Annotated in this window: 19 protein-coding genes; 10 read left to right on the plus strand and 9 right to left on the minus strand. The window is 69.8% G+C overall.

From position 1 onward, the window contains the following. Positions 1-3 precede the first annotated feature (3 nt). Genes ACZ6YV_RS16545 through gntA form a run of 8 tightly spaced genes read left to right on the plus strand, consistent with a single transcriptional unit; the run spans position 4 to position 8,461 of the window. Positions 4-2,940: a type I polyketide synthase gene (locus ACZ6YV_RS16545; protein WP_465510382.1), complete on the plus strand. Its 2,937-nt coding sequence runs from the start codon at positions 4-6 to the stop codon at positions 2,938-2,940. Further along, complete coding sequence (locus tag ACZ6YV_RS16550; protein ID WP_465510383.1) at positions 2,937-3,782, plus strand: 3-hydroxyacyl-CoA dehydrogenase family protein; 846 nt, start codon at positions 2,937-2,939, stop codon at positions 3,780-3,782. The genes ACZ6YV_RS16545 and ACZ6YV_RS16550 overlap by 4 nt, the downstream gene beginning before the upstream one ends. 31 nt (positions 3,783-3,813) lie before the next feature. Beyond that, positions 3,814-4,065, plus strand: coding sequence for an acyl carrier protein (locus tag ACZ6YV_RS16555; protein WP_378238915.1), 252 nt, complete (start codon positions 3,814-3,816; stop codon positions 4,063-4,065). Positions 4,066-4,079: 14 nt separating this feature from the next. Continuing rightward, a complete protein-coding gene (locus tag ACZ6YV_RS16560; RefSeq protein WP_465510384.1) occupies positions 4,080-5,219 on the plus strand; it encodes an acyl-CoA dehydrogenase family protein in 1,140 nt (379 codons plus the stop codon). Further along, complete coding sequence (locus tag ACZ6YV_RS16565; RefSeq protein ID WP_465510385.1) at positions 5,216-6,265, plus strand: HAD-IIIC family phosphatase; 1,050 nt, start codon at positions 5,216-5,218, stop codon at positions 6,263-6,265. Before ACZ6YV_RS16560 ends, ACZ6YV_RS16565 begins: the two co-directional genes overlap by 4 nt. After that, positions 6,262-7,008, plus strand: coding sequence for a thioesterase II family protein (locus tag ACZ6YV_RS16570; protein WP_465510386.1), 747 nt, complete (start codon positions 6,262-6,264; stop codon positions 7,006-7,008). The genes ACZ6YV_RS16565 and ACZ6YV_RS16570 overlap by 4 nt, the downstream gene beginning before the upstream one ends. Then, a complete protein-coding gene (locus tag ACZ6YV_RS16575; RefSeq protein ID WP_465510387.1) occupies positions 7,005-7,760 on the plus strand; it encodes a 4'-phosphopantetheinyl transferase family protein in 756 nt (251 codons plus the stop codon). The genes ACZ6YV_RS16570 and ACZ6YV_RS16575 overlap by 4 nt, the downstream gene beginning before the upstream one ends. Continuing rightward, positions 7,757-8,461: a guanitoxin biosynthesis heme-dependent pre-guanitoxin N-hydroxylase GntA gene (gntA, locus tag ACZ6YV_RS16580; RefSeq protein ID WP_465510388.1), complete on the plus strand. Its 705-nt coding sequence runs from the start codon at positions 7,757-7,759 to the stop codon at positions 8,459-8,461. Before ACZ6YV_RS16575 ends, gntA begins: the two co-directional genes overlap by 4 nt. Positions 8,462-8,741: 280 nt before the next feature. Here gntA and ACZ6YV_RS16585 read toward each other — a convergent pair whose 3' ends face one another. Both ACZ6YV_RS16585 and ACZ6YV_RS16590 read right to left on the minus strand, forming a co-directional pair. After that, positions 8,742-11,132: a BTAD domain-containing putative transcriptional regulator gene (locus ACZ6YV_RS16585; RefSeq protein ID WP_465510389.1), complete on the minus strand. Its 2,391-nt coding sequence runs from the start codon at positions 11,130-11,132 to the stop codon at positions 8,742-8,744. Between the two features lie 344 nt (positions 11,133-11,476). Continuing rightward, positions 11,477-14,260 carry an AAA family ATPase gene (locus ACZ6YV_RS16590; RefSeq protein ID WP_465510390.1) on the minus strand — a complete coding sequence of 928 codons (2,784 nt, stop codon included), beginning with the start codon at positions 14,258-14,260 and terminating at the stop codon, positions 11,477-11,479. Between the two features lie 173 nt (positions 14,261-14,433). Here ACZ6YV_RS16590 and ACZ6YV_RS16595 point away from each other — a divergent pair, with 173 nt between their 5' ends. After that, the gene (locus ACZ6YV_RS16595; RefSeq protein ID WP_378238907.1) at positions 14,434-15,051 is read left to right on the plus strand and encodes a TetR/AcrR family transcriptional regulator; all 618 of its coding nucleotides are present in this window, start codon (positions 14,434-14,436) and stop codon (positions 15,049-15,051) included. A 10-nt stretch (positions 15,052-15,061) separates the two neighbouring features. On the opposite strand, the gene ACZ6YV_RS16600 is transcribed toward ACZ6YV_RS16595, so the two are convergent. From ACZ6YV_RS16600 to fabG, 7 genes are all read right to left on the minus strand, one after another. Then, the gene (locus ACZ6YV_RS16600) at positions 15,062-15,454 is read right to left on the minus strand and encodes a DUF7715 family protein (protein WP_465510391.1); all 393 of its coding nucleotides are present in this window, start codon (positions 15,452-15,454) and stop codon (positions 15,062-15,064) included. Between the two features lie 83 nt (positions 15,455-15,537). Beyond that, on the minus strand, positions 15,538-16,653 hold the full coding sequence (locus ACZ6YV_RS16605; protein WP_465510392.1) for an acyl-CoA dehydrogenase family protein: 1,116 nt from the start codon (positions 16,651-16,653) through the stop codon (positions 15,538-15,540). After that, entirely contained in the window at positions 16,650-17,831 is a 1,182-nt protein-coding gene (locus tag ACZ6YV_RS16610) for an acyl-CoA dehydrogenase family protein (protein ID WP_465510393.1), read from the minus strand. The genes ACZ6YV_RS16605 and ACZ6YV_RS16610 overlap by 4 nt, the downstream gene beginning before the upstream one ends. Then, a complete protein-coding gene (locus tag ACZ6YV_RS16615) occupies positions 17,828-19,051 on the minus strand; it encodes an acyl-CoA dehydrogenase family protein (RefSeq protein ID WP_465510394.1) in 1,224 nt (407 codons plus the stop codon). The genes ACZ6YV_RS16610 and ACZ6YV_RS16615 overlap by 4 nt, the downstream gene beginning before the upstream one ends. Positions 19,052-19,053: 2 nt before the next feature. Further along, the gene (locus tag ACZ6YV_RS16620) at positions 19,054-20,079 is read right to left on the minus strand and encodes a phosphotransferase family protein (RefSeq protein WP_465510395.1); all 1,026 of its coding nucleotides are present in this window, start codon (positions 20,077-20,079) and stop codon (positions 19,054-19,056) included. A gap of 90 nt (positions 20,080-20,169) precedes the next feature. After that, positions 20,170-20,622 (minus strand): MaoC family dehydratase, encoded by a 453-nt coding sequence (locus tag ACZ6YV_RS16625; protein ID WP_378238901.1) that lies wholly within the window; start codon positions 20,620-20,622, stop codon positions 20,170-20,172. A 3-nt stretch (positions 20,623-20,625) separates the two neighbouring features. Next, positions 20,626-21,387 carry a 3-oxoacyl-ACP reductase FabG gene (fabG, locus tag ACZ6YV_RS16630; RefSeq protein ID WP_378378270.1) on the minus strand — a complete coding sequence of 254 codons (762 nt, stop codon included), beginning with the start codon at positions 21,385-21,387 and terminating at the stop codon, positions 20,626-20,628. Positions 21,388-21,602: 215 nt separating this feature from the next. Between fabG and ACZ6YV_RS16635 the strand changes: the two genes are divergently transcribed. Further along, positions 21,603-24,896, plus strand: coding sequence for a S8 family peptidase (locus ACZ6YV_RS16635; RefSeq protein ID WP_465510396.1), 3,294 nt, complete (start codon positions 21,603-21,605; stop codon positions 24,894-24,896). Positions 24,897-25,112: the final 216 nt, after the last annotated feature.

Here is a 25,112-nt window from a genome sequence, read left to right on the forward strand (position 1 = left end):
CCCATGACCACGCGAGAACGGGACACCGGCGACGACATCGCGATCGTCGGCATGGCCGGGAACTTCCCCGGCGCCCCCGACATCGGCAAGTTCTGGGCCGACCTGTGCGCCGGCCGCGACGGCATCACCCGGATGACCCGCGCCGAACTGCTCGCCGCGGGCGTCCCCGCCGAAGTGGCCGACGATCCCGCGTTCGTCCCCGCGGCCGGTCTGCTGCCCGGGATCGACCGCTTCGACGCCGACTTCTTCGGCTACAACCGGACAGACGCCGAGCTGCTCGACCCGCAGCACCGGCTGTTCCTCGAATGCGCGTGGCACGCGCTGGAGGACGCGGGCGTCGACCCGGACCGGATCGAAGGACTGGCGGGCGTGTTCGCCGGCGGTGCCCCGAGCACCTACCTGCTGTCGAATCTGCTGTCGAACGACGTCACCGCGCTGACCGTCGGTCCGGACCAGCTGATCCTGCAGAACGAGAAGGACCTGATCGCGTCCCGGCTGTCGTACGCGCTCGACCTGACCGGCCCGTCGATCAGTGTCCAGAGCTGCAGCTCGACCGCGCTCGCCGCCGTCGCGCAGGGCTGCTCCAGCCTGCTCACCGGTGAGTCCGACCTCGTGGTCTCCGGCTCGGTTTCCGTTGTCGTGCCCCAGGAACCGGGCTACCTCTACCGCGAGGGCAGCCGGTTCGCCCCCGACGGGATCAACCGGATCCTCGACGCGGGCGCCAACGGCAAGGTCCCCGGCAACGGTCTCGGTGTCGTCGTACTGCGGCGGCTGGACGACGCGCTGGCCGACGGCGACCGGGTCTACGCGGTGATCCGCGGCTGGGCCATCCACCACGAGGGCAACCGCGCGCGGCAGGGGTTCAACCTGCCGGGCGTGCCCGGCCAGGCCGCCGTCGTCGCCGAGTCGATGGCCGCCGCCGACGTCGAACCCGCCGAGATCGACCACATCGAAGTGTCCACTTTGGGCACTCCGTTCGGCGACGTCGCCGAGATCTCGGCGCTGCAGAAGATCTTCGACGTCGACGACGTCGAGCGCATCACGCTCGGCTCGATCGACGCGAACCTCGGGCACATCAACCAGGCGGGCGGCATCGCCCGGCTGATCAAGGCCGCGCTGGCGCTGCACCACGAGAAACAGCCGCCCGCGGTCAACTTCGAGAAGCCCAACCCGCAGCTGGCCCACAGTGGTGACAAACTCGTCGTGCCGACGGAACTGACCGACTGGCCGCGTGGTGAGCGGCCCCGGCTGGCCGGGGTCAGCGCGTACGGCTTCGGCGGCACCGACGCCCACGTCGTCATCGAGGAAGCGCCGGAGGACTTCCCGGAGCGCCCCGCGGCCCGGCCGTACCAGCTGCTCGCGTGGTCCGCGCGGACTCCCGAAGCGGCCGACGCGATGACCGGCAGGCTCGCCGCCGACAGTCCTGAATGGACAGATCTCGCCGACGTCGCCTACACGCTGCACAACGGGCGGAAGGCGTTCGAGCACCGGCGGATGACGGTCGTGTCCTCTGTGGACGACGCCGCCGACGCGTTCGCGTCCGAGACCCGGGTGGTCGCCGAAGCGGACTCGAAGCCGAGGAAGGCGGGCTTCCTGCTCGCCGGGGTCGGCGAGCAGTACCGCGGCATGGCCGGTGGCCTCTACGAAAGCGAGCCGGAGTTCAGGGCCGCCGTCGACGAATGCGCCGCGCTCTTCAAGTCTCATCTCGGCACGGACCCGACGGCGAGCTTGCACGGCGCTCGCGGTTCCGACGGCGGGGATCTGGCCCGGTTGCTGGGCCGCGCGACCGATGCCGAGGACGCGTCGCCGTCCATCACCCAGCCCGCCGTGTTCACCCTCGGCTACGCGCTCGGCCGCCTCCTGCGCGTCTGGGGTCTCCAGCCCTCCGTGCTCGCCGGGTACAGCGTCGGCGAGTTCGCCGCCGCGACGCTCGCGGGCGCCCTGACGCTCGAAGAAGCCACCGCGCTGGTGGCCACCCGCGCGAAGCTGATCGAGAAGCTGCCCGAAGGCACGATGGCCGCGATCCCGCTGGGCGCCGCCGAACTCACCGCGCTGGTGGGCGACGTGACCGCGTTCGGCGTCGACGTCGCCGCGCTGAACGGGCCGCGGATGATCGTGGTGTCCGGCTCGGGCGACGGCGTCGAGAAGCTGGCCGCCGCGCTCGCCGAACACGGCGTCCCGGCCCGGCCGCTGCGCACGACCCACGCCTTCCACTCGCGTGCCCTGCGCCCCGCCGCCGCCGAACTGACCGCTTGGGCACGGAAGAACCTCACCCCGCGCGAGCCCGAAGTGCCCTACCTGTCGAACGTCACCGGCGCGCCGATCACCGCGAAGCAGCTCAACGATCCCGGGTACTGGGCCGAGCACATGTGCCGTCCCGTGCGGTTCGCCGCGATGATCGAGCATCTTGCCAGTACTTCCCCGGATACCGTGTTGCTGGAGCTGGGAGCCGGGCAATCGCTCGGCTCGATGTTCCGCGGTCACCCCGATTTCCCGCAGACCTCGTGGCCGCTGCTGGTACCCACCCTGCCCGGCGAGGCCGACCCCCGCCAGGACACGGCCGTGCTCACCGAAGCGCTCGGCCGGGCCTGGCTCTCCGGGGCGGACATCGACTGGCGGGCCTATCACGACGGCCGTGACCCGCGGAAGACCACGTTGCCCGGTTATCCGTTCCAGCGCGACCGCTACTGGATCGAGCCGACCCAGGCCGCCGCCGACATCGCGCTCGGCGCCCGGTCCGCCCGGCCGGTCTACCTGATCGAAGGCGAACTGGACGTCACCGCCCGGGATCTGGCCGCCCGGCTGGGCGCCGAACTGGGCGCGACCGTCGTGTTCGCCGAAGAGCACCCCGGCGGCGCCGACGCGGTGCGGACCGCCCACGGCCGGCTCGACGGCGTGCTGGACCTGACCACGAGCAACGCAGCCAAGGAGGAACGATGACCCTCGTCGGAGTCGTCGGCGCCGGTGTGATGGGCACCGGGGTCGCGCAGAATCTCGCCACCAGCGGCCACGAGGCCGTACTCGTCGACGTCGACCCGGGCAAGCTGGCCGACGCCCGCGACCGGATCGAACTCGAATGCCGGATGAGCCGCATGCTCGGCGGTCCGGAGATCGACGCGGCCGCGGTGCTCGGCCGGATCACCTTCGGCACCGAACTCGCACTCCTCGCCGAGGCCGAGGTGGTGATCGAGAACATCACCGAGAACTGGGACCTGAAGTCCCGCCTCTACCCGAAACTCGACGAGGCCTGCAAAGCCGACACGGTGTTCGTCGTCAACACCTCCGCCATCCCGATCACCAAGGTAGCCGCGCTCACCCAGCGCCAGGACAAGGTGATGGGCGTCCACTTCATGAACCCCGTGCCGATGAAGGCCTCCTGCGAGTTCATTCCCGGCTACCACACCAGCGAGTCCACCAAGGACATCGTCCGCGAGCTGCTGCTGTCGATGGGGAAGAAGCCGATCCCGGTCAACGACGCCTCCGGGTTCGTCTCCAACCGCGTGCTCATGCTCACCGTCAACGAGGCCGCTTTCCTCGTCCACGAAGGAGTCGCGGACGCGGAGACGGTCGACGAGGTGTTCCGCGGCTGCTTCGGGCATCCGATGGGCCCGCTCGAGACCGCCGACCTGATCGGCGTCGACACGATCCTGTACAGCGTCGAGGTGCTCTACGACGAGTTCAACGACAGCAAGTACCGGCCCTGCCCGCTGCTCAAGCAGATGACCGCGGCCGGACTGCACGGCCGCAAGAGCGGCAAGGGTTTCTACAACTACAGCGGCTGACCACCTCCCTTTGACAAGAAAGGCATCCACCATGTCGCAGGACGTCCGCGGCGAGATCCGCGCCTTCATCGGGGCGAAGTTCCCCAGCCTGTCGTTCACCGACGAACAGGACATCTTCGCACTGGGTTTCGTGAACTCGCTGTTCGCGATGGAGCTGGTCATGTTCATCGAGAAGGCGTTCGCCACGCGGATCCCCAACGAAGAACTGAAGCTGGACAACTTCCGCGCCGTCACGCGGATGACCGAGCTGGTCGAGCGGCGCACCGCCGCGGCCGCGCACTGAACGGGGAGAAAGACGTGAGGGCGAGGACACGGCCCGAAACGCCGGAAGTCGAGGTGGTCGGGCGTTTCGTCGACGAGGAGGTCTGCCCGCACGCGGACGCGTGGGACCGGGCGGAGAACATCCCCGGTGACGTGCTGCGGCGGGTCGGGGAACTGGGCCTGTGGGCCCCGTTCCTGCCCGTCGAGGCGGGCGGCGCCGGGCTGGACATGGTCACCCTCGGGCGGCTGCACGAGGAGGTCGGCCGCGGCTGTTCGTCGCTGCGGAGCCTGCTCACCGTGCACACCATGGTGACCGCGACCGTGCAGCGCTGGGGCGACGACGAGCAGCGCGAGCGCTGGCTGCCCGTACTGTCCGAAGGCGCCACGCTGGGCGCTTTCTGCTTGACGGAACCGGATTTCAGCGGCAGCGACTCGACGGCCGCGGGGACCGTGGCGGCCGCCGAGAACGGCGTCTGGACGCTGCGGGGGCGCAAGACCTGGATCACCGGCGGCCAGGTCGCCGGGCTGCTGCTGGTGTTTGCCGGCACGGCCACCGGGATGAGCGCGTTCCTGGTCCCGTCGGACCATCCGGGAGTCCGCGTGACCCCGGTCCGGCACATGCTCGGCACCACGGCGAGCATGCTGGCGACCATCGAGTTCGACGACGTCCGGCTCGACCCGTCCGCGCTGGTCGGCCCGCCGGGCTGGGCCGCGGGCACGGTGATGACCGGCGCGCTCGACCTCGGGCGCTACAGCGTGGCGTGCGGTTCGGTCGGGATCGTGCGGGCGGCGCTGGCCGCGTCGGCCGCCTACACGTCGGCGCGTTCGGCGGGCGGCGGGCTGCTGCGGGATCTGCCGCAGATCCGCGCCAAGATCAGCGAAATGGTCACCGCGCGCGACGCCGCTCGCCTGCTGTGCGAGAAGGCGGGACGGCTCAAGGACGCGGGCGACCCGGCGACCATCATGGCGACCTGGGTGGCCAAGTACTTCGCGTCCACGGCCGCGGCCAAGGCGGCTTCGGACGCGGTCCAGATCCACGGCGCGAACGGCTGCGGCCCCGACTACCCGGTGGCCCGGCTGTACCGCGACGCGAAAGTCATGGAGATCATCGAGGGCAGCACCCAGATCCAGGAGCTGACCATCGCGGACGAGGCCTACCGGGAGGTGTCGGGATGACCGAGATCTTGGAGAAACCCCAGCGGGGCCGCATCAAATGCGTGGTGTGGGACCTGGACAACACGGTGTGGGACGGGACCCTGCTCGAAGACGGCGAGGTCACCGTGCGCCCCGAAGTGGTCGCGGAGATCCAGCGGCTCGACGAACTGGGCGTGCTGCATTCGGTGGCCAGCCGCAACGACCACGAAGCGGCGATGGCGCGGCTGAAGGCGGCCGGGCTCGACGAGTACTTCCTGTACCCGCAGATCAGCTGGAACCCCAAATCCGGCTCGGTGGAAAGGATCGCGAAGGCGCTCAACATCGGCCTCGACGCGATCGCCTTCGTCGACGACCAGCCCTTCGAACTGGAGGAGGTCGCGCACGCGCTGCCGTCGGTCAAGACCGTCGACGTCGCGGACCTGGGGGAGACCCTGGCGTCGGAGGAGTTCCGGCCCAAGTTCGTCACCGACGAGTCGAAGGTGCGCCGCGAGCTCTACCGCGCGGCCGCCGTACGTGAGCAGATCGAGCACGACCACGAAGGCACCAGTGAGGAATTCCTGTCCACTTTGGACATGAAGTTCACGATCGCCCGTGCCCAGCGGGAAGATCTGCAGCGGGCCGAGGAACTGACCGTCCGCACCAACCAGCTCAACTCGACCGGCCGCACCTACTCCTACGAAGAACTGGACGAGCTGCGGACCTCGCCCGACCACGTGCTGCTCGTCGCGTCCCTTTCGGACAAGTACGGTGGTTACGGCAAGATCGGCCTCGCGCTGGCCGAACGCGGCGCGGAGGCCTGGCATCTGCGGATGATGCTGATGTCGTGCCGCGTGATGTCGCGCGGGGTCGGCACGGTCCTGCTCAACCACATCATGGGGCTGGCGAAGGAAGACGGCGCGAAGCTGCGCGCGGACTTCGTCGAGACCGGCCGGAACAGGGTCATGTACGTGACCTACGCGTTCGCGGGTTTCTCCGAGATCTCACGGGACGGCGACAGGCTCGTCCTGGAGTCCGACCTGAGCACGATCCAGCCACCGCCGCCCTATCTGACGATGGAGCTGCGATGACCGCACCGATCACGGCGCGGTCCTGGCTGCCCGGCGGGGTCCCGCCGGGCGGGGTGACCAAGCTGTTCTGTTTCCCGCACGCCGGCGCGAGCGCGGCGGTCTACCGGGAATGGGTCCTCGCGGCGGGCGACGACCTGGTCGTCCTGCCGGTCCAGCTGCCCGGCAGGGCCGAACGCGGTCGTGAGACACCGCACGAAGACGTCGAAAACCTTGTCGAGGCAGCGATCAACGGCCTTGGCGACGCGCTGACCGGGGACTTCGCGTTCTTCGGCCACAGCGTCGGCGCCCTGACCGCGTACCTGCTCACCCGCCGGCTCGCCGAGCGCGGGGCCACGCTGCCGAAGCACCTGTTCGTGTCGGGGAGGGCGGCGCCTCAGCTGCCCGACACCCGGCTCCAGCTGCGGGCGTTGCCCGACGAACGGCTCGCCGCCGAACTGCACGCTCTCGGCGGTCTGCCGGACGTCCTGCGGCGCGAACGGGAACTGCTCGCGATGTTCCTGCCGATGATGCGGGCCGATCTGGCGGTCAACGAGACGTACCGGCACGTGCCGGGGGAGCCGCTGCCGGTACCGCTGACCGTGTTCGGCGGCGACCGCGACCCGCGGGCCGATCTGGACGAACTGGCGGCCTGGCTCGAACTCGCCGCCGACTCGACGATGGTCACCTATCCGGGCGGGCACTTCTACCTCGAACAGCGCGTACCGGAGCTGCTGGGTGTGATCCACCGGAAGCTGGGCCGATGACGACGCAGTGGTTCCCGGCCTGGAAACAGCCTTCGGGCGCGCTGGGCGAACGACTCCGCCCCGGCCACGCGCACGTGTGGCGGATCCCCCTCGCGCGGGTGCTCGCCCCGGGCTCGGCCGAGGCCTACGGCCTGCTCGGCGCGCTCTCCGAAGACGAGTTGCGCCGGGCGGCGGTCATCACGGTGGACGAGGAACGGGCCCGGTTCCTGGCCTCGCACGTCGCCCTGCGCGACATCCTCGCCGCCTACACGGGCATCGCGCCGACCACGCTGCGGTTCACCCGCGACGGTGACCGCCCGGCTCTGGCCGGTACGACGGGGATCGAGTTCAGCCTGTCCCGCTCCGGCACGCTGGCACTCGTCGCGGTCACCGCCGGGGTCCGGGTCGGCGTCGACGTCGAAGAGGTCCGGGAGGTCGACCACGACGGCCTCGCCGAGCGGACGCTGCGTCCGGAGGAGGCCGCCGCCGTGCGCGAGCCGCTGACCTTCTTCCGGTACTGGACCTGCAAGGAGGCCTATCTCAAGGTCGACGGCACCGGCCTGGCCGGACTGCCGGGGCCTTCCTTCACCCTCACGGGCGGTGAAGTCGAACTCGACGACCGTCCTGAATGGACGATCACGGAACTGGACGCCGGCGCCGGCCACGCGGCCGCGCTGGCCGTCCCGGCGCGCCCGGTCACCGTGCGTGCCTTCGACTGGCTCCCCGGCAGGCGGCGACCGGCCGTGGAGCACCGGAAAGGCGGAGTGAAATGAGCGACCCGAAAGCGGAGCTCGAAGCGTTCATCCAGACCACGGAGTTCAGCTGCCTCGGCGCTCGCGCGGCGTTGAAGAAGGACTCGATCGTCCACGGCCACTACCCGGTGCTGGGGGATCCGGAATCGGCGCGTGCCCACTACCGCGACTTACTCGGCTACGCCCGTGACATCCGGCCCACGTTGTCGGACAAGAGTTTTCGCACCTTCGTCTCCACCTTCGAGGAGCCTGGCGGGATCCTCGACGAGGAAGAGCACGAACGCCTGCTGTGGCGCCATCTCCAGCTCATGCACGACATCGACAGCCGGACCTACGGCCTCGACGAAGGCGCGACGTCCGACCCTGACGAGCCGAACTTCGGCTTCCACGTGGCGGGGCACTCGTTCTTCATCGTCGGAATGCACCCTGGCGCTTCCCGGGCGAGCCGCCGTTTTCCCCGGCCGGCGATCGCGTTCAACTCGCTGATGCAGTTCATGTTGCTGGGCGACAAGTTCTTCTCGATGCAGGACGCGATCCGCAAACGCGAGACGACCAACAACGGCTCGGTCAACCCGAGCTTCACCACCTACGAGTACCAGATGCCGTCCCGCCACTTCTCGGGCCGGATGACCGAAGAGGACTGGAAGTGCCCGTTCACCTCGCGGCACGAGCCCTCGTCGGTCAAGTACACCTCGGACGTGATGCAGCGCCCCACCGGCTGATCCCGGTCACGACGTCAGCCCCCGGCCGCTTCGGCGACCGGGGGCTTTCACGTGACCAGACCCGGAACTCGCGTGATCAGACCCGTAACTCGCGTGACCAGAGACGTGACTCGCGTGACCAGAGACGTGACTCGCGTGATCAGAGACGTGACTCGCGTGATCAGAGACGAAACTCGTCTGATCACGCGAGTTCTGTCTTCAATCACGCGAGTCACGTGTTCAATCACGCGAGTTCCGGGTTCAATCACGCGAGTCACGCCTTCGAGCCCGGACGGAGCCGTCAGGCGAGGGCTTCGACGCGGCGCACGGCGGGGCGGCGGAGCAGCGCGGTGCGGGTCGCGCGCGGGATCCGCTGGTAGACCAGCTCCCGCAGCGTCGCGCGGCGGAACGTGTAGCCGGCGTCGTCGTCTTCGCGCTGCAGCACCGAGAGGCTCGCGAGCCGGGACAGCGTCCCCTCGATCTCGGTGGTGTCCCGGCCGCAGACCGCGGCGACGTCCTCGGCGGTGAACGCGTCCCCGGTGAGGCTGGCCGCCTTCAGGAGGGATTTCTCGGCGGCGGGCAGGTTGTCGAGCTGCGCGGCGAGCGTCCGGCGGACCAGCGGGGGTGTCATCGCCTGGCCCAGTCCCGGAAACGGGGACGTCCTGCCGTGCACCCCCTGGGCGTACGCGTGCGCGAACCGGGGATTCCCGCCGATCCTGGTGATCAGGTCCTGCCTGCCGCGGATGAGCCGGGCGGTGCCGGGAAGGAGCTTGTCGAGCAGTTTGCCGACGGCGTCGTCGGAAAGCGGGGCGAGGCTGACCGTCGTCCCGCAGCGTTCGCCGTGTTCGGCTTCCAGCAGTCCGGGCCGGGCGGACGCGACGATGAGGACCGGCAGTCCCGCGCAGGCTTCGCCGAGCCTGTCGACGGAGTCCCGGGTCTCGAGGTCGGCGCGGTGCAGGTCGTCGGCCAGCACCACCAGCGGCCCGTAGGCGGTCAGTTCGCCGGCAGCGGTCCGAAGCGCCGCGTCGCCGCCTTCGGTGCGCAGCCGGGAGGCGGTCTGGGGGAGCAGTCCCGGGACGACGGCGAACGCTTCGGCGACGTCGGCCCCGGCGTCCAGCACCCGGATCCGGGGTTGCTCGGACAGGGTCTCGGCGAACTCGGCGAGGAGCCGGCTCTTGCCGATCCCGGGCTCGCCGAGCACCGTCACCCGATGCGGGCGGCCGCCGCGCTCGACGAAACCGAGAAGGTGGCTCAGCAGATCGAGGTCGTGCTCGCGGCCGGCGAAGCCGCCGGGATCGGCGGGCTCCGCCACCGGGTGCTGGCGGGCGGAAACGGCGTGCCACCAGCCAGGTGAGTCTTCGGACGCTTCGTGCACTACGGCGGGTTCTGAGGCTTCGCGGACCGCGTCCGACACCCGGATCCGGCCTTCGGGCGCGCGCAGCGCCGAGCGGAGACAGCGGTCCAGCACGGGGCCCGCCACCTGCCGAGGGCCGATGGCGGTGAACTCGACGAGGACGTCGCCGCTGTCGACGCCGATCTGGGTGGCGATCCCGGCCGTGTCCAGCCGGTCGAGGATCCGCAGCGCGGTCCGCGTCGCGTGGACGGCGTCGTCGTCACCGGTGCGGGGGAGGCCGAACAGGGCCAGCACGACCGGGCCCGATTCCCCGGGCAGATGGGCGCCCGCGGCCAGAGCCTCTTCCTCGACGATGGTCCGCAGCCGCGCCTGTACCTCGACGGCCTCTTCGGGGTCGTCGTCCGGGGTGGCGGCGAGGGCGACACCGATCGCGACGACCGGCTTCCGCTCGCTTTCGACGGGTTCCGTGCGGGGGAGCGCGATCACCGGGGCGGGCGTGAACGGCAGCGGTTCGATCACCGGGGCGGGCTCGGCCGCCGGCTCGGGTTCGGGCCGCGGCGCCGGTTCCGGCCGCCGGGTGAGCAGGGTTTCGTCGTGCTGGAGGATCGCGCGTTCCAGCTCGCGCAGCTCCTTGCCTGGCTCCAGGCCGAGCCCCTCGGCGAGGCTGGCCCGCGTCGCGCGGTAGACCTCGAGGGCGTCGACGTGACGGCCGCAGCGGTAGAGCGCGGTCATGAGCTGGGCGTTGAGCCGCTCGCGATTCGGGCTGGCCTCCGCCATCCCGCGCAGGTCGGTGAGCACCTCGTGGTGGTGTCCCCGGTCCAGCTCCAGCCCGAAGAGATCCTCGTGGACGGCGATCCGCTGGTCCTCCAGCGCGACCAGTTCGGGCCACACCACGCCGGTCTCGGTGAGGTCGGCGAGCACCGGGCCACGCCACAGCGCGAGCGCGTCGCGGTAGGCCGAGACGGCCCGATCGATGTCGCCGCCCGCCTGCGCCGTCCGGCCGTCGGCGGCGAACCGCCGGAAGCGGGAGACGTCGACCTGGTCGCTGTCGACACGCAGCAGGTAGCCGGGCGCGTGGGTGAGCAGCATGGCCTGCTCGGCGGCGCCGGTCCGCTGGGCCAGCGTGGCGCGCAGCCCCGAAACGGCGTTCTGCACCATCTTGCGCGCGGTGGCGGGGATCTCGTCCGCCCAGATCGCCTGCAGCAGCGTGCTGGTGGCGATGACCTCGTTGTGGCGCAACAGGAGATAGGCGAGCACGGCCCGCTGGGTCGCCCCGCGCAGCACGACCGGACGTCCGTCGTGCACGACGTTGAAGGGGCCGAGGAGATCGAAACGCACGGGGTCACCACCTTGCTTGGAACTTGCGAAGACGATCTCCACCGTGGCCCCGCACCCCGCCTCCCGACAACGCTGTGGCGCGGATACTGGCTCGGTGCCAGTGGCACCCGAGAACGATGCCAGTTACCGCCCGATGTGTTGACAGTGGACGTTCCCACTGCTAGAAGCGCGTGCCCTCCCGCATTCAGAGGACTAAACGCGCTCGCACGTCGCGGTCGATGCCTCCAATGTGGCATTGGGGACGTTGAGCGTCCCCAATGCCACATTGGAGGCATCAGCTGGGCCGAAGACCGCGCCAGACGAGAGCTCGGACCAGGCGCGTTTAGTCCTCTGGATGCGGGTCGTCAGGTGCGGTAGTCGCCGGTCAGGATCGCCGCCGCGAGTTCCACCCTGGACGTGTACCCGGTCCGGGAGAAGAGTCGGCTGAGCCTGCCTTCCACGCTCTTCTCGCTGGTTTCGAGGACGACAGCCAGCTGCCGGTTGCTGAGCCCTTCGGCGACCAGGATCGCCAGCAGCCGTTCGTTCTCGGCGGTCGTCTCCGTCCGGCCAGGTCCGGCGAAGCCGTTGTCGCGCAACAGCTTCCGCACCCGTCCGCGCCAGAACCAGGCACCGACCTCGCCGAACAGTTCGTACGCCTCGGTCCAGGACTGTTCCGGCCGGTGCCCGGCGAGGCCAGCCTGCAGGAGGGTCATCGCCGACTCGTACGGGACGTCGCGGCGTTCGCGCGCGATGGCCGCGGCGCGCCGGGCGGAGGCGGGCTCGCGGTGGACCGCCGCGCGGGCCAGATAGTGGTTCTGGTGCGCGCGGGCGGTGTCGAGCTGGGTCGCCGTGCGCGCCGCGCGTCGCACCCAGTGTTCCCCTTCGCGCTGCTTGTTCCGCGCCAACGCGGAGCGCGCCAGGTCGGCCCAGAGGTCTTCGGTGCCCAGGACGTAGCCACCCGCGTCGGCGCTGCGCGCGGCCGAGTACAGCAACGCGTCGGCGCCTTCGGTGTCACCGAGTTTGCTGAGCACGGTGAACTCGGCGTGGTCGAGCGTGTGCCGCATCCCGGAGGGACGGCTGTCGGCGGCGAGTGTCCTGGCCCGTGAGAGCCAGCCCTGCGCGCCGAGGATCCGGATCGCGCATTGTGTCAGCAGGTAGTGCAGCGGCCGCGCCGGATCGGTGCCGCCCAGCATGGTCCGGCGGGCCAGTTCCATCGCCTCGGGCCAGCCCCCGCCCAGGTAGTTCAGCGCGAACCGGTTGGCGATGGGCAGCTGTTCGGCGTTCAGCCCGGACTCGGTGATCCGCCGTCGCGCCTGCCGGAGGTCGCCCAGCTGCAACAGCATTTCCACTTCGAACCGGTACTGTTCGACCTCGTACTGCGGCAAATGCGTGGACCGCCACAGTTCCGGATGCGCCATGAGGGTGTGCAGCTGGGAGGTGTCGCCGAGCACGACGCCGCAGGCCGCGAGGAACATCGTGCCGAAGTCGGCGGTGATGTGATTGCTCCCGGTCCACACCGCGCGTTCCCGTTCGAGCAGATCGCGCGTCTCGATCCAGCGATGGTTCAGCAGCAGGGCGTACGCCCGGTTGACCACCATCAGGGCGGGGTCGTCCGGCAGCACCGGGGACGCGCCCGCGGCGATCTCGGCGAGCTCACCCAGATCACCGCGGGCGGCGAGCCCGGAGATGAACACTGTCGACAGTTCCTGCGCCTGCGCCGGTTCGAGGTGGCCGAGATGCTTGCAAAGCACCTGCCGCGCGCAGTCCCCGGCTTCGGCGGCCCGGTAGTGCAACGCCTTGGCCGAGCTCAGCATCATCAGCACGACGGTCCGCTCCGGCGGTTCGGTCACCCAGGCCAACGTGGCGTGGAGCCAGCGTTCCGCCTTGGCGCCGTCGGTGAACAGCACCCGCTCGCCGTTCTTGAGAAGCTCTTCCGACGCGCGGCGCGTGTCGACGAGTGACCCGGCCTGGGTGATCCAGTCGAGCACCAGATCCGGGTCGGAGGCGGACGCGGACCCCGACCACACGGCGTTGACCGCCTGGGCGGCCAGGCTGCGGGTGGCGTACGGCCCGATCCCGGCCAGCAGGGCGTCCCGGACGGCGGGGACCCGGAACCGGTGTCCGCCGTCCCGATCCCGCACCAGGACGCGTTCGGCGACGAGCCTGTCCAGCACCGCGCGGAGGTCGCCGTCCCGCCAGCCGAGCGCGGTCGCGGCCAGTCCGGCGGCCGAGGTGCCGAGCGGGCAGAGCACCGCCATCGTCTCGGCCACCTCGCGCACTCCGCCGGCCGCCCCGGTCACCGCGCGCAGGAGCGGATGGTCCTCGGTGGCCACCGGCTTGTCGACCCTGTCGACGCGGTAGGCGGTGCGGTCGACGATCCGCAGGGCACCGGCGGACCGGTAGCCGTGCACGAGCGCGGTCAGCGCGGCGGGGTTTCCCCGGGCCGCGGCGTGCAGTTCGGTCACCAGGCCGTCGTTCGGCATGGCCGAGACCAGTCCGGTCAGCAGCGACCGCGACTGGGCTCGCGAAAGCGGCCGGAGGAACCGCAGCTTCGCGCGTCCGCCCGCCCGTAGCCGTGCGAAGGCGCCGCGCAGCGCGGGACTCCCGGACAGGTCGTCCCCCGCGCCGATCCGCAGCGTCGCGACCACGCTGATCGGCGTCTCCGCCGAACACCGGTGCAGGAGCGGGCTCACCAGCCGGGCGGTGTGCTCGTCGAGCCACTGCGCGTCGTCGACCAGGACCACCAGCGGGGTCTGCGTGCGCAGGAGGGCGAACACGGCCGTCGCGATCTTCGCGACTGTTTCCGGGGTCGGCGTGGTCTCGCCCGCCCTGGCGAGCATGGCCAGCACCGATCGCCGCGCGGGCTCCTCCTCGGCGCGGTCCGCGCCGAGGAGGACGAGAAGCCGGAAGATCGCGCCGTAGGGGAGCGTCCGGTCGAGTTCGGCCAGCCGCAGCACCAGCACCTTGGCCGACGGGGTGAGCTCCTCGGCGAGCCTGTCGAGCACCGTGCCGCGGCCGCAGCCGGGCTCGCCCGCGAGCACCGTCAGCGGGGTCTCGCCGGGACCGGCGTCGTCCCGCAGGATCCCCACCTCCTCGATCCGGACATCGGCCCGCAGTCCCGTCCCGGCGCCCGGGTGCCTGGTGCTCATGCGCCCAGTTCACCAGGATGGAGCCCGGCTGGCCGTCACCCAACCGTATGAACCATGCCGTCGGTACCGCCTCGGTCGGCCAGTGCCCGGTAATTCGTTCCGGGTTCCGGCGGTTCTCCGGCCGTCGACAAACCGGCCGGTATGCTGAGAGTCCGCACGAGAAGGAGCCGGCCATGACACGAGCGACCACCCGGAAGGCCGAGGCGAGCGGCGAAGACCAGGCCGCCGTCCCGCGCCGTCTGCTGTCGCACGCCACGAAGCTCTTCGCCAAGAAGGGTTTCGACCGCACCTCCGTGCAGGAGATCGTCGAGGCGGCCGGGGTCACCAAGGGCGCGATGTACCACTACTTCGGCTCCAAGGACGACCTCCTCTACGAGATCTACGCCCGGGTGCTGCGCGCGCAGACCGAGCAGCTGGAAAAGGTGGCCTCGAGCGAGGCGCCGTTGAGGGAGCGGTTGCGTTCCGCTGCCTCAGACGTCGTCGTCAGCACGATCGACAACCTCGACGACAACACGATCTTCATGCAGTCCATGCACCAGCTCAGCGTGGAGAAGCAGAAGGCCGTCCGCGCGGAACGCCGCAAGTATCACGAGCGGTTCCGCACGCTGATCGAAGAAGGTCAGGAGTCCGGCGAATTCCGCGCGGACAAACCGGCCGACGTGATCGTCGACTTCTTCTTCGGCTCGGTCCACCACCTCGGGTCCTGGTACCGGCGTGGCGGCGCGCTCTCGGCCCGCCAGATCGGCGACCACTTCGCCGATCTCCTGCTGGCCTCGTTGCGACCCGAGTAACGACGGGCGCTCAGCCCGGTGGCACAGGCGCCAGGCGTTCGACGAACAGGTCGAAGCGGCGTTCGAGCACCGTGCCCACCTCCCAGTGGGCGCTGAAGGCGAGCAATCCTGTCGCCACTTCGTCGGCGGCGTCCGAAGGCCAGCCCTGGGCGGCCAGACTCGATCTCAACGCTTCGGTGTAGTCGGAATAGGTGAAGCCGGGCAGCTCCGCGACGAGCGCCGTCGTCGTCCCGCCGTGCGAGTTCAGCCCGCCGAAAGACCGTCCGCAGCCGCAGACGGAATCGGGCGAGCCCTCGCCGTCTTCGCAGCACGGGGCGATCCAGATCAGTTCGCCTTCGACGCAGAAGGAGAAGTCGTTCTCCCGCGTGCCCTGGGTCCTCGAGGTGGCCACGAGCAGTTTCATGATGACTCCCTGTTCGATCAGATGTTCGAACAGGTTTACCGGCGGGGTACGACACTTTTCGGGCCGGACCCCGCCGGGGGAGATCAGGCGGGCAGGTCGATCAGCGGCGCGAGGGCCGCTCGATGCCGCCCAGGAGTGCCCAAAGCGATCTCGTCGCTCTTCGCGCGCTTCAGGTACAGGTGCGCCGGGTGTTCCCAGGTCATGCCGATCCCGCCGTGCAGCTGGATCGCCTCTTCGGCGGCGTGGACGGCGATGAGCGAGTTCCTCGCCTGCGCCACCGCGACGGCGATCGCGATGTCCTCACCGGAAGCCAGGCAGTCGGCGGCGTAGCGCGCGGTCGCCCTGGCGTTGACCAGATCCGTGTACAGGTTCGCCAGCCGGTGCTTCAGCGACTGGAAGGATCCGACCTGGCGGCCGAACTGGTAGCGCTCCTTGAGGTAGCGCACCGTTTCGGTCAGGGTCCATTCGGCGATCCCGAGCTGTTCCGAAGCGAGCAGCCCCGCCGCGGTCAGGAGTGCCGTGTCCAGCGCGGATGTCGCCGCCGAAGCGACGGCGACGCGCTTCGCGGCCACGTTCTCCAAGGTGACGTCGGCGATGCGCCGGGTGAGGTCCAGGGAGATCGCCTCGGTGACCGTCACGCCCGCCGAAGCCGCGTCGACCGTGTAGAGGCCGGGACCGTCGGGCCCCACCGCCGGGACGACGAGCAGTTCGGCCACCGAAGCGTCGGCGACGCTGCGGACCTGGCCGTTGAGCGTGCCGTCGGCGGCCGCGGTGACCGTCGAGGGGAACTCGGCGCCGGGCGTGGTCGACAGCGGTACGGCCAGTGCGCCGATGAGCGCACCCGCGGCCAGTTTCCCGAGCTTTTCCACCACTTCCGCCTGCGACGTGTCCGCCGCCAGCAGGGCGGACGTCGCCAGGACGGCACTGCCGAGGTAGGGGACGGGGGCGACGCTGCGCCCGAGTTCCTCCATCACGACTGCGACTTCACGCGCCGACGCGCCGTGCCCGCCCAGCGCCTCCGGGACGGCGAGGCCCGCCGCGCCGAGATCGGCGGCGAGGGTGCGCCACAGCGGCAGGTCGTACGGTTCCGCCGTCTCGGTCCTGGCGATCAGGGACGCCGGTTCCGCGCGGTCCTTGAGCAGGTCGCGGACGCTGGCGCGAAGGTCCTCTTCGACCTCGGAATACAGCAGGTCGCTCATCGGGGCAGGTCCTTCCAGGCGACGTCCTTGTCGATCCGCGGCTCGGACGGCAGCCCCAGCACGCGTTCGGCGATGATGTTGCGCAGGACCTCCGAGGTGCCGCCCTCGATGGAGTTCCCCTTCGCGCGCAGATAGCGGTACCCGGCTTCGCGGCCGAGGAAGTTCACGCCGTCGGGACGCCGCATCGTCCAGTCGTCGTAGCGCAGGCCTTCGTCGCCGAGCAGTTCGATCTCCAGCCCGGACGCGGCCTGGTTCAGCTCGGAGAACGCGACCTTGACCGCGGAACCCTCCGGGCCGGGCGCGCCGGCGGCGAGTTGCTGCCGCAGCCGCGAACTCACCAGGCGCAGGCTTTCGCCCTCCACCCACAGTTTCAGCAGCTTGTCGTGCAGTTCGGTGGTCCGCAGTTCGGGCCGCTCCCGCCAGGTCTCCGTGACGACGCCGACCATGCCGCCGTCGCGCGGGAACTCGGTCCCGCCGATCGCGACCCGTTCGTTCATCAGCGTGGTCTGCGCGACCTTCCAGCCCTCGCCGACCGCGCCGAGGCGGTGCGCGTCGGGAATGCGGACCTCGCTGAGGAAGACCTCGTTGAACTCGGCCTCACCGGTGATCTGGCGCAGCGGCCGGACTTCCACGCCCGGCGCGGTCATGTCGCACAGGAAGTACGTCATACCGCGGTGCTTCGGCACGTCGGGATCGGTGCGGGTGACCAGGATCGCCCACTGCGACTTGTGCGCGCCCGACGTCCAGACCTTCTGCCCGGTGACCACCCAGTCGTCGCCGTCGCGCACCGCGCGGGTGCCCAGCGCGGCGAGGTCGGATCCGGCGCCCGGCTCGCTGAACAGCTGGCACCACACCTCCCGCTCGGTCCACAGTGGACGAAGGAAGCGCTGGTGCTGCTCGGGCGTGCCGAAGGCGAGAATGGTGGGCGCGGCCATCCCGAGGCCGATCCCGATCCGTCGTTTGTCGTTGTCCGGCGCGCCCGCCGCCGCGAGCTCCTTGTCCACGACGGACTGGAGTGAGCGCGGCGCGTTCAGGCCGCCCAGCCCCTCGGGGAAGTGGATCCACGCCAGCCCGGCGTCGAACCGCGCGTCGAGGAAGTCCTGGCGCGGCGTGCTTTCCGGCGGATACGCGGCCAGCAAGTCGGCCACGCGCCCCTTGAGTTCCTGAGGTGTCGTCACTTTGAAGCCTCTCCGCGGTACTTCTTCAGTTCACGGTGCGCCAGCGAGCGCTTGTGCACCTCGTCCGGGCCGTCGGCCAGCCGCAGCGTCCGCACCTGCGCCCACATCTCGGCGACCGGGAAGTCCTGGCTGACCCCGCCCGCGCCGAACAGCTGCACGGCCTTGTCGAGGATCCACTCGACGGTGATCGGGGTGGAGATCTTGATGGCCTGGATCTCGGTGTGCGCGCCCTGGTTGCCGACGGTGTCCATCAGCCACGCGGTCTTGAGCACCAGCAGCCGCTGCTGCTCGATCTTGACCCGCGACTCGGCGATCCAGTCCTGCACCACGCCCTGTTCGGCGATCGGCTTGCCGAACGTCTCGCGCGAAAGCGCCCGGCGGCACATCAGTTCCAGTGCGCGTTCGGCCATGCCGATGGCGCGCATGCAGTGGTGGATCCTCCCCGGTCCGAGGCGGGCCTGCGCGACGGCGAACCCGTCGCCCTCGCCGGCGATGAGGTTCTCCGACGGCACGCGGGCGTTGTCGAACACCACTTCGGCATGCCCGCCGTGGTCGCCGTCGGTGTAGCCGAACACGTGCATGCCGCGCTTCACCGTCATGCCGGGGGTGTCGCGGGGGACCAGGATCATGCTCTGCTGCTTGTGCGCGGGCGCGTCCGGATCGGTCTTGCCCATCACGATGAAGATCTTGCAGTTCGGGTTCATCGCGCCGGAGATGTACCACTTGCGGCCGTTGATGACGTACTCGTCGCCGTCACGGCGGATGCTGGTGGCGATGTTGCGCGCGTCGGAGGAGGCGACGTCGGGTTCGGTCATCGCGAACGCGGACCTGATCTCGCCGTCCAGCAACGGCTGGAGCCACTGCTTCTTCTGCTGGTCCGTGCCGAACATGGTGAGGACTTCCATGTTCCCGGTGTCCGGCGCCGCGCAGTTCAGCGCGGTCGGCGCGAGCCGGAGGCTGCGGCCGGTGATCTCGGCCAGGGGCGCGTACTGCAGGTTCGTCAGCCCCGCGCCGTGGTCACCGGGGAGGAAGAAGTTCCACAACCCGCGTTTGCGGGCCTCGGCCTTCAGTTCCTCGACGACCGGCGGCTGCGACCACTCGCTGTCGCGCTCGGCCAGCTGAGTCTCGAAGACGGCCTCGGCCGGGTAGATGTGCGAATCCATGAACTCGAGGAGTTTTCCCCGCAGTTCCTCGGTTTTCGCGTCGAAGGCGAAGTCCATCTCTATCCCTCTTCCTTGAGAGTCTCGATTCCGTGCGCGATCAGGGGGACGACGCCCGAGCCGATGCCGTCGAATCCGGCACCGACGGTCTGGCCCTTGCTGTAGCGGAGGTGGATGCCTTCCAGGATCACCGCGAGTTTGAAGAAGGCGAAGCCCACGTACCAGTTGAGGCGGGAGACGTCGCGCCCCGAACGCTCGGCGTACCGCGCGATGACCTCGTCGTTGCGCGGATAGCCCGGCGCGGAGCTGGCGTTGGACACGAACTGCAGGGACACCTTGTCGCGTTCGGCGTAGGCCACCAGCAGCGCGAGGTCGGTCAGCGGGTCGCCGAGGGTGGACATCTCCCAGTCCAGCACCGCGGTGATCCGGTCGTCCGCGTTCACCAGCACGTTGTCCAGCCGGTAATCGCCGTGGACGATCGAAGGCCTGCCCGATTCCGGTACCGACGAGGCGAGCCTGTCGTGCAGTTCGTCGACGCCGGGGAGGTCGCGGCTGCGGTTGCCGTCGAGCTGCTTCTTCCAGCGCCGCAACTGGCGTTCGAGGAAGCCCTCCGGGCGGCCGAAATCGCCCAGCCCCACCGATTCCGGATCGACCGCGTGCAGCTCGACCAGGGTGTCGACCAGTTCGTCCGCGATCGCCTTCGTCCTGGCCGGGCCCAGCGCGGCCAGTTCGGTGTCCGAGCGGAACGGCGTGCCCTCCACGAACTCCATCACGTAGAACCGCGAGCCGATGACGTCGGTGTCCTCGCACAGCAGCACCGTTTCCGGCACCGGGACGGCGGTGCCGTGCAGACCGGAGATCACCCGGAACTCGCGGCCCATGTCGTGCGCGGTCGGCAGGACGTGGCCCAGCGGCGGTCGGCGGACCACCCAGCGGGACCGGCCGTCGCCCACGACGTAGGTGAGGTTGGACCGGCCCCCTTCCACGACCTGGCCGCTCAGGCCGCCCTGGACGAGACCGGGACGGTGCTCGTCCAGGTAGGCCTTGAGCCTGGCCAGGTCGAGGCCCGGCAAGTCGGTCTGGTTCATGGTGCCTCCAGCGTCTCGCTTTCCGGTTACAGTACCGACCAGTCGGTATGTCGGGTAGTGGCGACCCGGCGAGGCGCCGGAGGTCACCTGTCAGGCGATGAGCCGGACGACCATTTCCGCGACGCACGCCGGTTTCGGCTCGCCGTCGATCTCGATCGTCCACCGGACGACGGCCTGCTTGCCACCGGCGACGTCGGTGACCTCGATCAGTTCGGCGCCCGCCCGGATCTTCGAGCCCACCTTGACCGGCTGGGGGAACCGGACCTTGTTGAGGCCGTAGTTGATGCCCATCTTGAGCCCGTTGACCCGGTAGAGCTTCCCGACGAACCCCGAAATGAGCGAAAGCGTCAGGAAACCGTGGGCGATCGGCGCCCCGAACGGGCCCTCGGCCGCCTTCTCGGCGTCGACGTGGATCCACTGGTGGTCGTCGGTGGCGTCGGCGAACAGATTCACCCGTTCCTGGGTGAGCGTCAGCCATTCGCTGTGGCCGAAGTGCTCGCCGACGGCGTTCTCGAACTCCTGCAGGGAGGCGAATTCGCGCATGGCTCAGTCCTTCGGTCCGCCGGCGACGTAGATGACCTGGCCGGAGATGAACCCGGCGCCGTCGCTCACCAGGAACGACGCGAGATTGGCGATGTCGTCGGGGGTGCCGACGCGCTGCACCGGGATCTGCGACGCGGCCGCCGCCTTGAAGTCCTCGAACGACATGCCGATCCGCTCGGCGGTCGCCGCGGTCATGTCGGTGGCGATGAAGCCTGGGGCGATGGCGTTCGCGGTGACGTTGAACTTGCCCAGTTCGATCGCGAGGGTCTTGGTGAAGCCCTGCATGCCCGCCTTCGCCGCGGAGTAGTTGACCTGCCCGCGGTTGCCCAGCGCCGAAGTGCTGGACAGGTTGACGATGCGGCCCCACTTCTCCTGCGTCTGGTACTTCTGCACCTCGCGGGTCATCAGGAACGAGCCTTTCAGGTGCACGCCCAGCACCGAGTCCCAGTCCTGTTCGGTCATCTTGAACAGCAGGTTGTCGCGGGTGATGCCGGCGTTGTTGATCAGCACTGTCGGCGCGCCGAGTTCTTCGGCCACCCGGGTCACCGCGGCCTCGACCTGCGCGGCGTCGTTGACGTCCAGGGAGACACCGACGGCCTTGCCACCTTCGGCGACGATCGCCTCGGCTCCCTGCTTGACCCCCGCCTCATCGAGGTCCAGCAGGCCGACGGCGAATCCGTCGGAAGCGAGGCGCTTGGCCACGGCCGCGCCGATGCCACGGCCTGCGCCGGTGACGATCGCTACGCGGGAGGGGTGTTCGGTCACGGGTCTGCTCCTCGTCGTCGAGTTGAAGTGACTTGAGTCTGCCGTACTGAGCGGTCGGTTTGTAGAGGCGCCGAAGGATGGCGACGCATGTGACCGTAATCACGCCATGCCCGAACGGATATTCCGGACGACCTGATCGGCCCTGACGTATAGCGCTTTGACCTGCACTTCCGAAAGCCTCGGCACACCGATACGAGTGCAAACGGAGGTGCCACATGCGCCGAAGAGCCCATGTCCTGGCCGGTCTGCTCCTGGTGACCGTGCTCGGGGTGACCAGCGCGCAAGTCGCGCAGGCCGCTCCCGGGCAGCCACCGGCGGAGAGCGCCGCGACGCCGAGTCCGCGCACCCTCACCCTGATCACCGGCGACCGGGTCACCGTGCAGGAGCGCCAAGGCGGGGCGCCCGCCCTTTCGGTGCAGCCAGGACCAGGCCGGGAACGGATGGGTTTCCAGCGCAGCCAGGACAAGAACGGCTGGTCGGTCTACCCGGCCGACGCTCTCCCTCTGGTGGCGAAGGGCGTCCTTGACGAGCGGCTCTTCCGCGTCGACAGGCTGCTCGCCGACGGCTACGACGACAGCGCGCGGGCGACCCTCCCGCTGATCGTGAAGCAGGAAGGTACGGCGGCCATCGCGGGCGCGACCGCGGTGCGGCGGCTGGACAGTGTCGGCGCGACCGCGTTCGCCCAGCCCAAGGACCGCGCGGGCGAGTTCTGGTCCGCGTTGACCGGTCCCCGCGCGACGTCGGTGCAGAAGGTGTGGCTGGACCGCAGGGTCAAGGCGAACCTCGACCACAGCGTGCCGCAGATCGGCGCGCCGCAGGCCTGGCAGAGCGGCTTCACCGGCAAGAACGTCAAGGTCGCGGTGCTGGACACCGGCGTCGACGCCGGTCACCCGGATCTGGCGGGCAAGATCGTCGCGGCCAAGGACTTCTCCGGCGGCGGGGATCCCACCGACAGGCACGGCCACGGCACCCACGTCGCCTCGACGATCCTGGGTTCCGGTGCCGCCTCCGCGGGCAGGCTGAAGGGTGTCGCACCCGACGCCGGGCTGCTCGCGGGCAAGGTGCTCGGGGACGACGGCAGCGGCGGCTGGTCGGAGATCATCAGCGGCATGGAGTGGGCGGTCGCCGAGGGCGCCAAGGCGATCAACCTGAGCCTCGGCGGCGAAGACGGTGAGGACGTTGATCCGCTGGAAGACGCGGTGAACCGGCTCACCAAGGAGCACGGCGTGCTGTTCGTGATCGCGGCGGGCAACGACGGGGAACGCGGAGCGGGCACGATCGGGTCGCCGGGCAGCGCCGACGCGGCACTCACCGTCGGCGCGGTGGACCGGGCCGACGCGCTGGCGTCGTTCTCCGGCAAGGGACCGCGGCGGGGAGACAACGCGGTCAAGCCGGAGATCACCGCACCGGGCGTGGAGATCGTCGCGGCGAAGGCGGGCGGCGGCTATCAGCCGATGTCGGGCACCTCCATGGCGACGCCGCACGTGGCGGGCGCGGCGGCGCTGCTCGCCCAGCAGCACCCCGACTGGCGGCCGGAGCAGATCAAGGCCGGGCTCACGGGCAGCGCGAAGCCGACCGAAGGGCTGACGGTCTTCCAGCAAGGAGCGGGACGGACAGACGTCGCCAAGGCGGTTCAGCAGCGTGTGAGCACCGACGTCACCACGCTGGCGTTCGGCACCGTTCCGGTGGCCGATCCGAAACCGCTCACCAGGGAGATCACGTACCGCAACAACGGTGACCAGCCCGTCGATCTCGACCTGCGGCTGGATGTCCGCGACGAGAACGGGAAACCGGCGGTCGACGGCCTGGTCACAGTGGACCGGCCGAGGATCACGGTGCCCGCAGGCGCGACCGCGACCGCGACGATCACCGTGAACCCCGCGCAGAAGTCGCGCGGTGCCTACGGCGGCACGCTGCTCGCCACCTCCGCCTCCGGTGCCGAAGTCCGCAGCCTGATCGGCGCCGACCTCCAGCGCGAGGTCTTTTCGGCCGACGTCAAGCTTTTCGACCGCAAGGGCGGCAAGGCGAGCGGCATCGTGTTCGTGACCAATTTGGACAACGGCGACGGGAAGGTGCTGTCCGCGCAGGACGGCGGCGGCCCGATCCGGCTGCCGCAGGGCCGGTATCTGTTCGTCTCGCAGATCTCCGAATCGCCGGGGATGAGCTTGGTGAGTGAGCCGGGCTTCGTGCTCGATCGCGATCGGGAAGTCGTGCTGGACGGGCGTTTGGCGAAACCCGTGACGGTGCGGACGGACCGCCGGGACGCCAGTTCGAACGGCCAGATCGTCGCCTTCTCCGAACGCGTCGCGGGCCGGGGGAGCACGAGCTATTCGTGGTACCAGCCGAGGCTTTTCCACGACGACCAGTACGCCTACGTCGCGCCGACCCGGACGGCCGTGCCCGACTTCGACTTCCTCGTCACGACCATGCTGAGCAAGCAGACCGGCGAGGGTCGTTCGGAGAACAGCCCGTACCTGTACAACCTGCAATTTCCCGGCAAGGGCCGCGTTCCCGACGTCTCCGCCTATCGCGTACGTGACCACGAACTGGCGAAGGTGAACGCGACTTACGCCGCTACGGGCAAGCAATGGGGCAACCTGCACGTGCTGCCTTCGCCCTACGACAACGAATCCGACCTCGGCGACGCCTGGTTCCTCACCGCGCAGGCTCAGCTGCCCTCGACGCGGGAAGAGTTCTACAGCACCGGGAAGATCCGCTGGCTGAAGCGGCTCTTCGTGGGTCGAGTCGCCACTAACGGAACTTGGAGCGACACCCAGGAGACGGCGGCAGGTGTCGAATACCGCGCGGGCCAGCAGTCCAAAGAGGACTGGAATCGCGCGGTCGTCGGCCCGACGCTGGCGAAGCTGACCAAGACGGTACGCGACGGGGACAGCCTCAGCCTCCTGTTCCCGCTGCTCGCGGCCCGCGGCGACCACGTCAGCCTTTCGGTGATGGAGGGCACCACCCGGCTCGTGCGAGACGGGAAGGAGATCGGTTCCGTGCCCCAGGTTCCCGGCCACCTCTGGCCGAACAACGGCCCGGTGACCTTCACCGTGCCGCCGGAAGCGGGCGACTACACGCTGACCATCGACGCGAACCGGCCGGAGGGCTCCAACGCCGAGCTGTCCGCCAACGTGGTCACGTCGTGGAAGTTCCGCTCGCAACGGTCGGCGGGCGAAAAGCCGCTGCCGCTGATGGCGCTGAGGGCCACTCCGTCGCTCGGTCCGGCCAACGACGCCTGGCGCCTGCTCCCGCTCGCCGTGCCGATCGAGGTCGAGCGCCCCGCCGGGGTGACGGGAACCGTCCGGCAGGTCACCGCCGAGGCCTCCTTCGACGGCGGCAAGACCTGGCACCGTCAGCCCGTCTTCGGGGCTGGTCAGCACCGGCAGGCTTTTGTCTTGGCGCCGCCGTTCGGCTCCTCGACCTTCGTGTCGTTGCGGCTTTCGGCGACGGATTCGGTCGGGAACTCGGTGACGCAGACGATCACGAACGCCTACCGGCTGCGGTAACCCTTCGGCCTCGTGAGTGGTGAGGACGGTTATTGAGGGGTAAGGCAAAGGTGTCGGGTCAACGAGGGCGCGAGTTGTCACTCAGGGTGAGGAGTGTGTGGAAATAGGGACGCTCAACGTCCCCATTTCCACACACCCTCCCTGTCCGACCGTCGTGACCGGTCCGATCACGCGGGACTGTGTGGATTTCTGGTCATCCAACGCACCAAAATCCAC

Source organism: Amycolatopsis sp. NPDC102522 (assembly GCF_055584485.1).

Excerpts from the sequence above, each read along its gene's own strand:
- ACZ6YV_RS16565 (WP_465510385.1), top strand. The coding sequence starts at position 5,216 with ATGACCGAGATCTTGGAGAAACCCCAGCGGGGCCGCATCAAATGCGTG.
- ACZ6YV_RS16550 (WP_465510383.1), top strand. The coding sequence starts at position 2,937 with ATGACCCTCGTCGGAGTCGTCGGCGCCGGTGTGATGGGCACCGGGGTC.
- ACZ6YV_RS16615 (WP_465510394.1), bottom strand. The coding sequence starts at position 19,051 with ATGGACTTCGCCTTCGACGCGAAAACCGAGGAACTGCGGGGAAAACTC.
- ACZ6YV_RS16625 (WP_378238901.1), bottom strand. The coding sequence starts at position 20,622 with ATGCGCGAATTCGCCTCCCTGCAGGAGTTCGAGAACGCCGTCGGCGAG.
- ACZ6YV_RS16600 (WP_465510391.1), bottom strand. The coding sequence starts at position 15,454 with ATGAAACTGCTCGTGGCCACCTCGAGGACCCAGGGCACGCGGGAGAAC.
- ACZ6YV_RS16595 (WP_378238907.1), top strand. The coding sequence starts at position 14,434 with ATGACACGAGCGACCACCCGGAAGGCCGAGGCGAGCGGCGAAGACCAG.
- ACZ6YV_RS16590 (WP_465510390.1), bottom strand. The coding sequence starts at position 14,260 with ATGAGCACCAGGCACCCGGGCGCCGGGACGGGACTGCGGGCCGATGTC.
- ACZ6YV_RS16620 (WP_465510395.1), bottom strand. The coding sequence starts at position 20,079 with ATGAACCAGACCGACTTGCCGGGCCTCGACCTGGCCAGGCTCAAGGCC.
- ACZ6YV_RS16545 (WP_465510382.1), top strand. The coding sequence starts at position 4 with ATGACCACGCGAGAACGGGACACCGGCGACGACATCGCGATCGTCGGC.
- ACZ6YV_RS16635 (WP_465510396.1), top strand. The coding sequence starts at position 21,603 with ATGCGCCGAAGAGCCCATGTCCTGGCCGGTCTGCTCCTGGTGACCGTG.
- ACZ6YV_RS16570 (WP_465510386.1), top strand. The coding sequence starts at position 6,262 with ATGACCGCACCGATCACGGCGCGGTCCTGGCTGCCCGGCGGGGTCCCG.
- ACZ6YV_RS16605 (WP_465510392.1), bottom strand. The coding sequence starts at position 16,653 with ATGAGCGACCTGCTGTATTCCGAGGTCGAAGAGGACCTTCGCGCCAGC.
- gntA (WP_465510388.1), top strand. The coding sequence starts at position 7,757 with ATGAGCGACCCGAAAGCGGAGCTCGAAGCGTTCATCCAGACCACGGAG.
- ACZ6YV_RS16575 (WP_465510387.1), top strand. The coding sequence starts at position 7,005 with ATGACGACGCAGTGGTTCCCGGCCTGGAAACAGCCTTCGGGCGCGCTG.
- ACZ6YV_RS16555 (WP_378238915.1), top strand. The coding sequence starts at position 3,814 with ATGTCGCAGGACGTCCGCGGCGAGATCCGCGCCTTCATCGGGGCGAAG.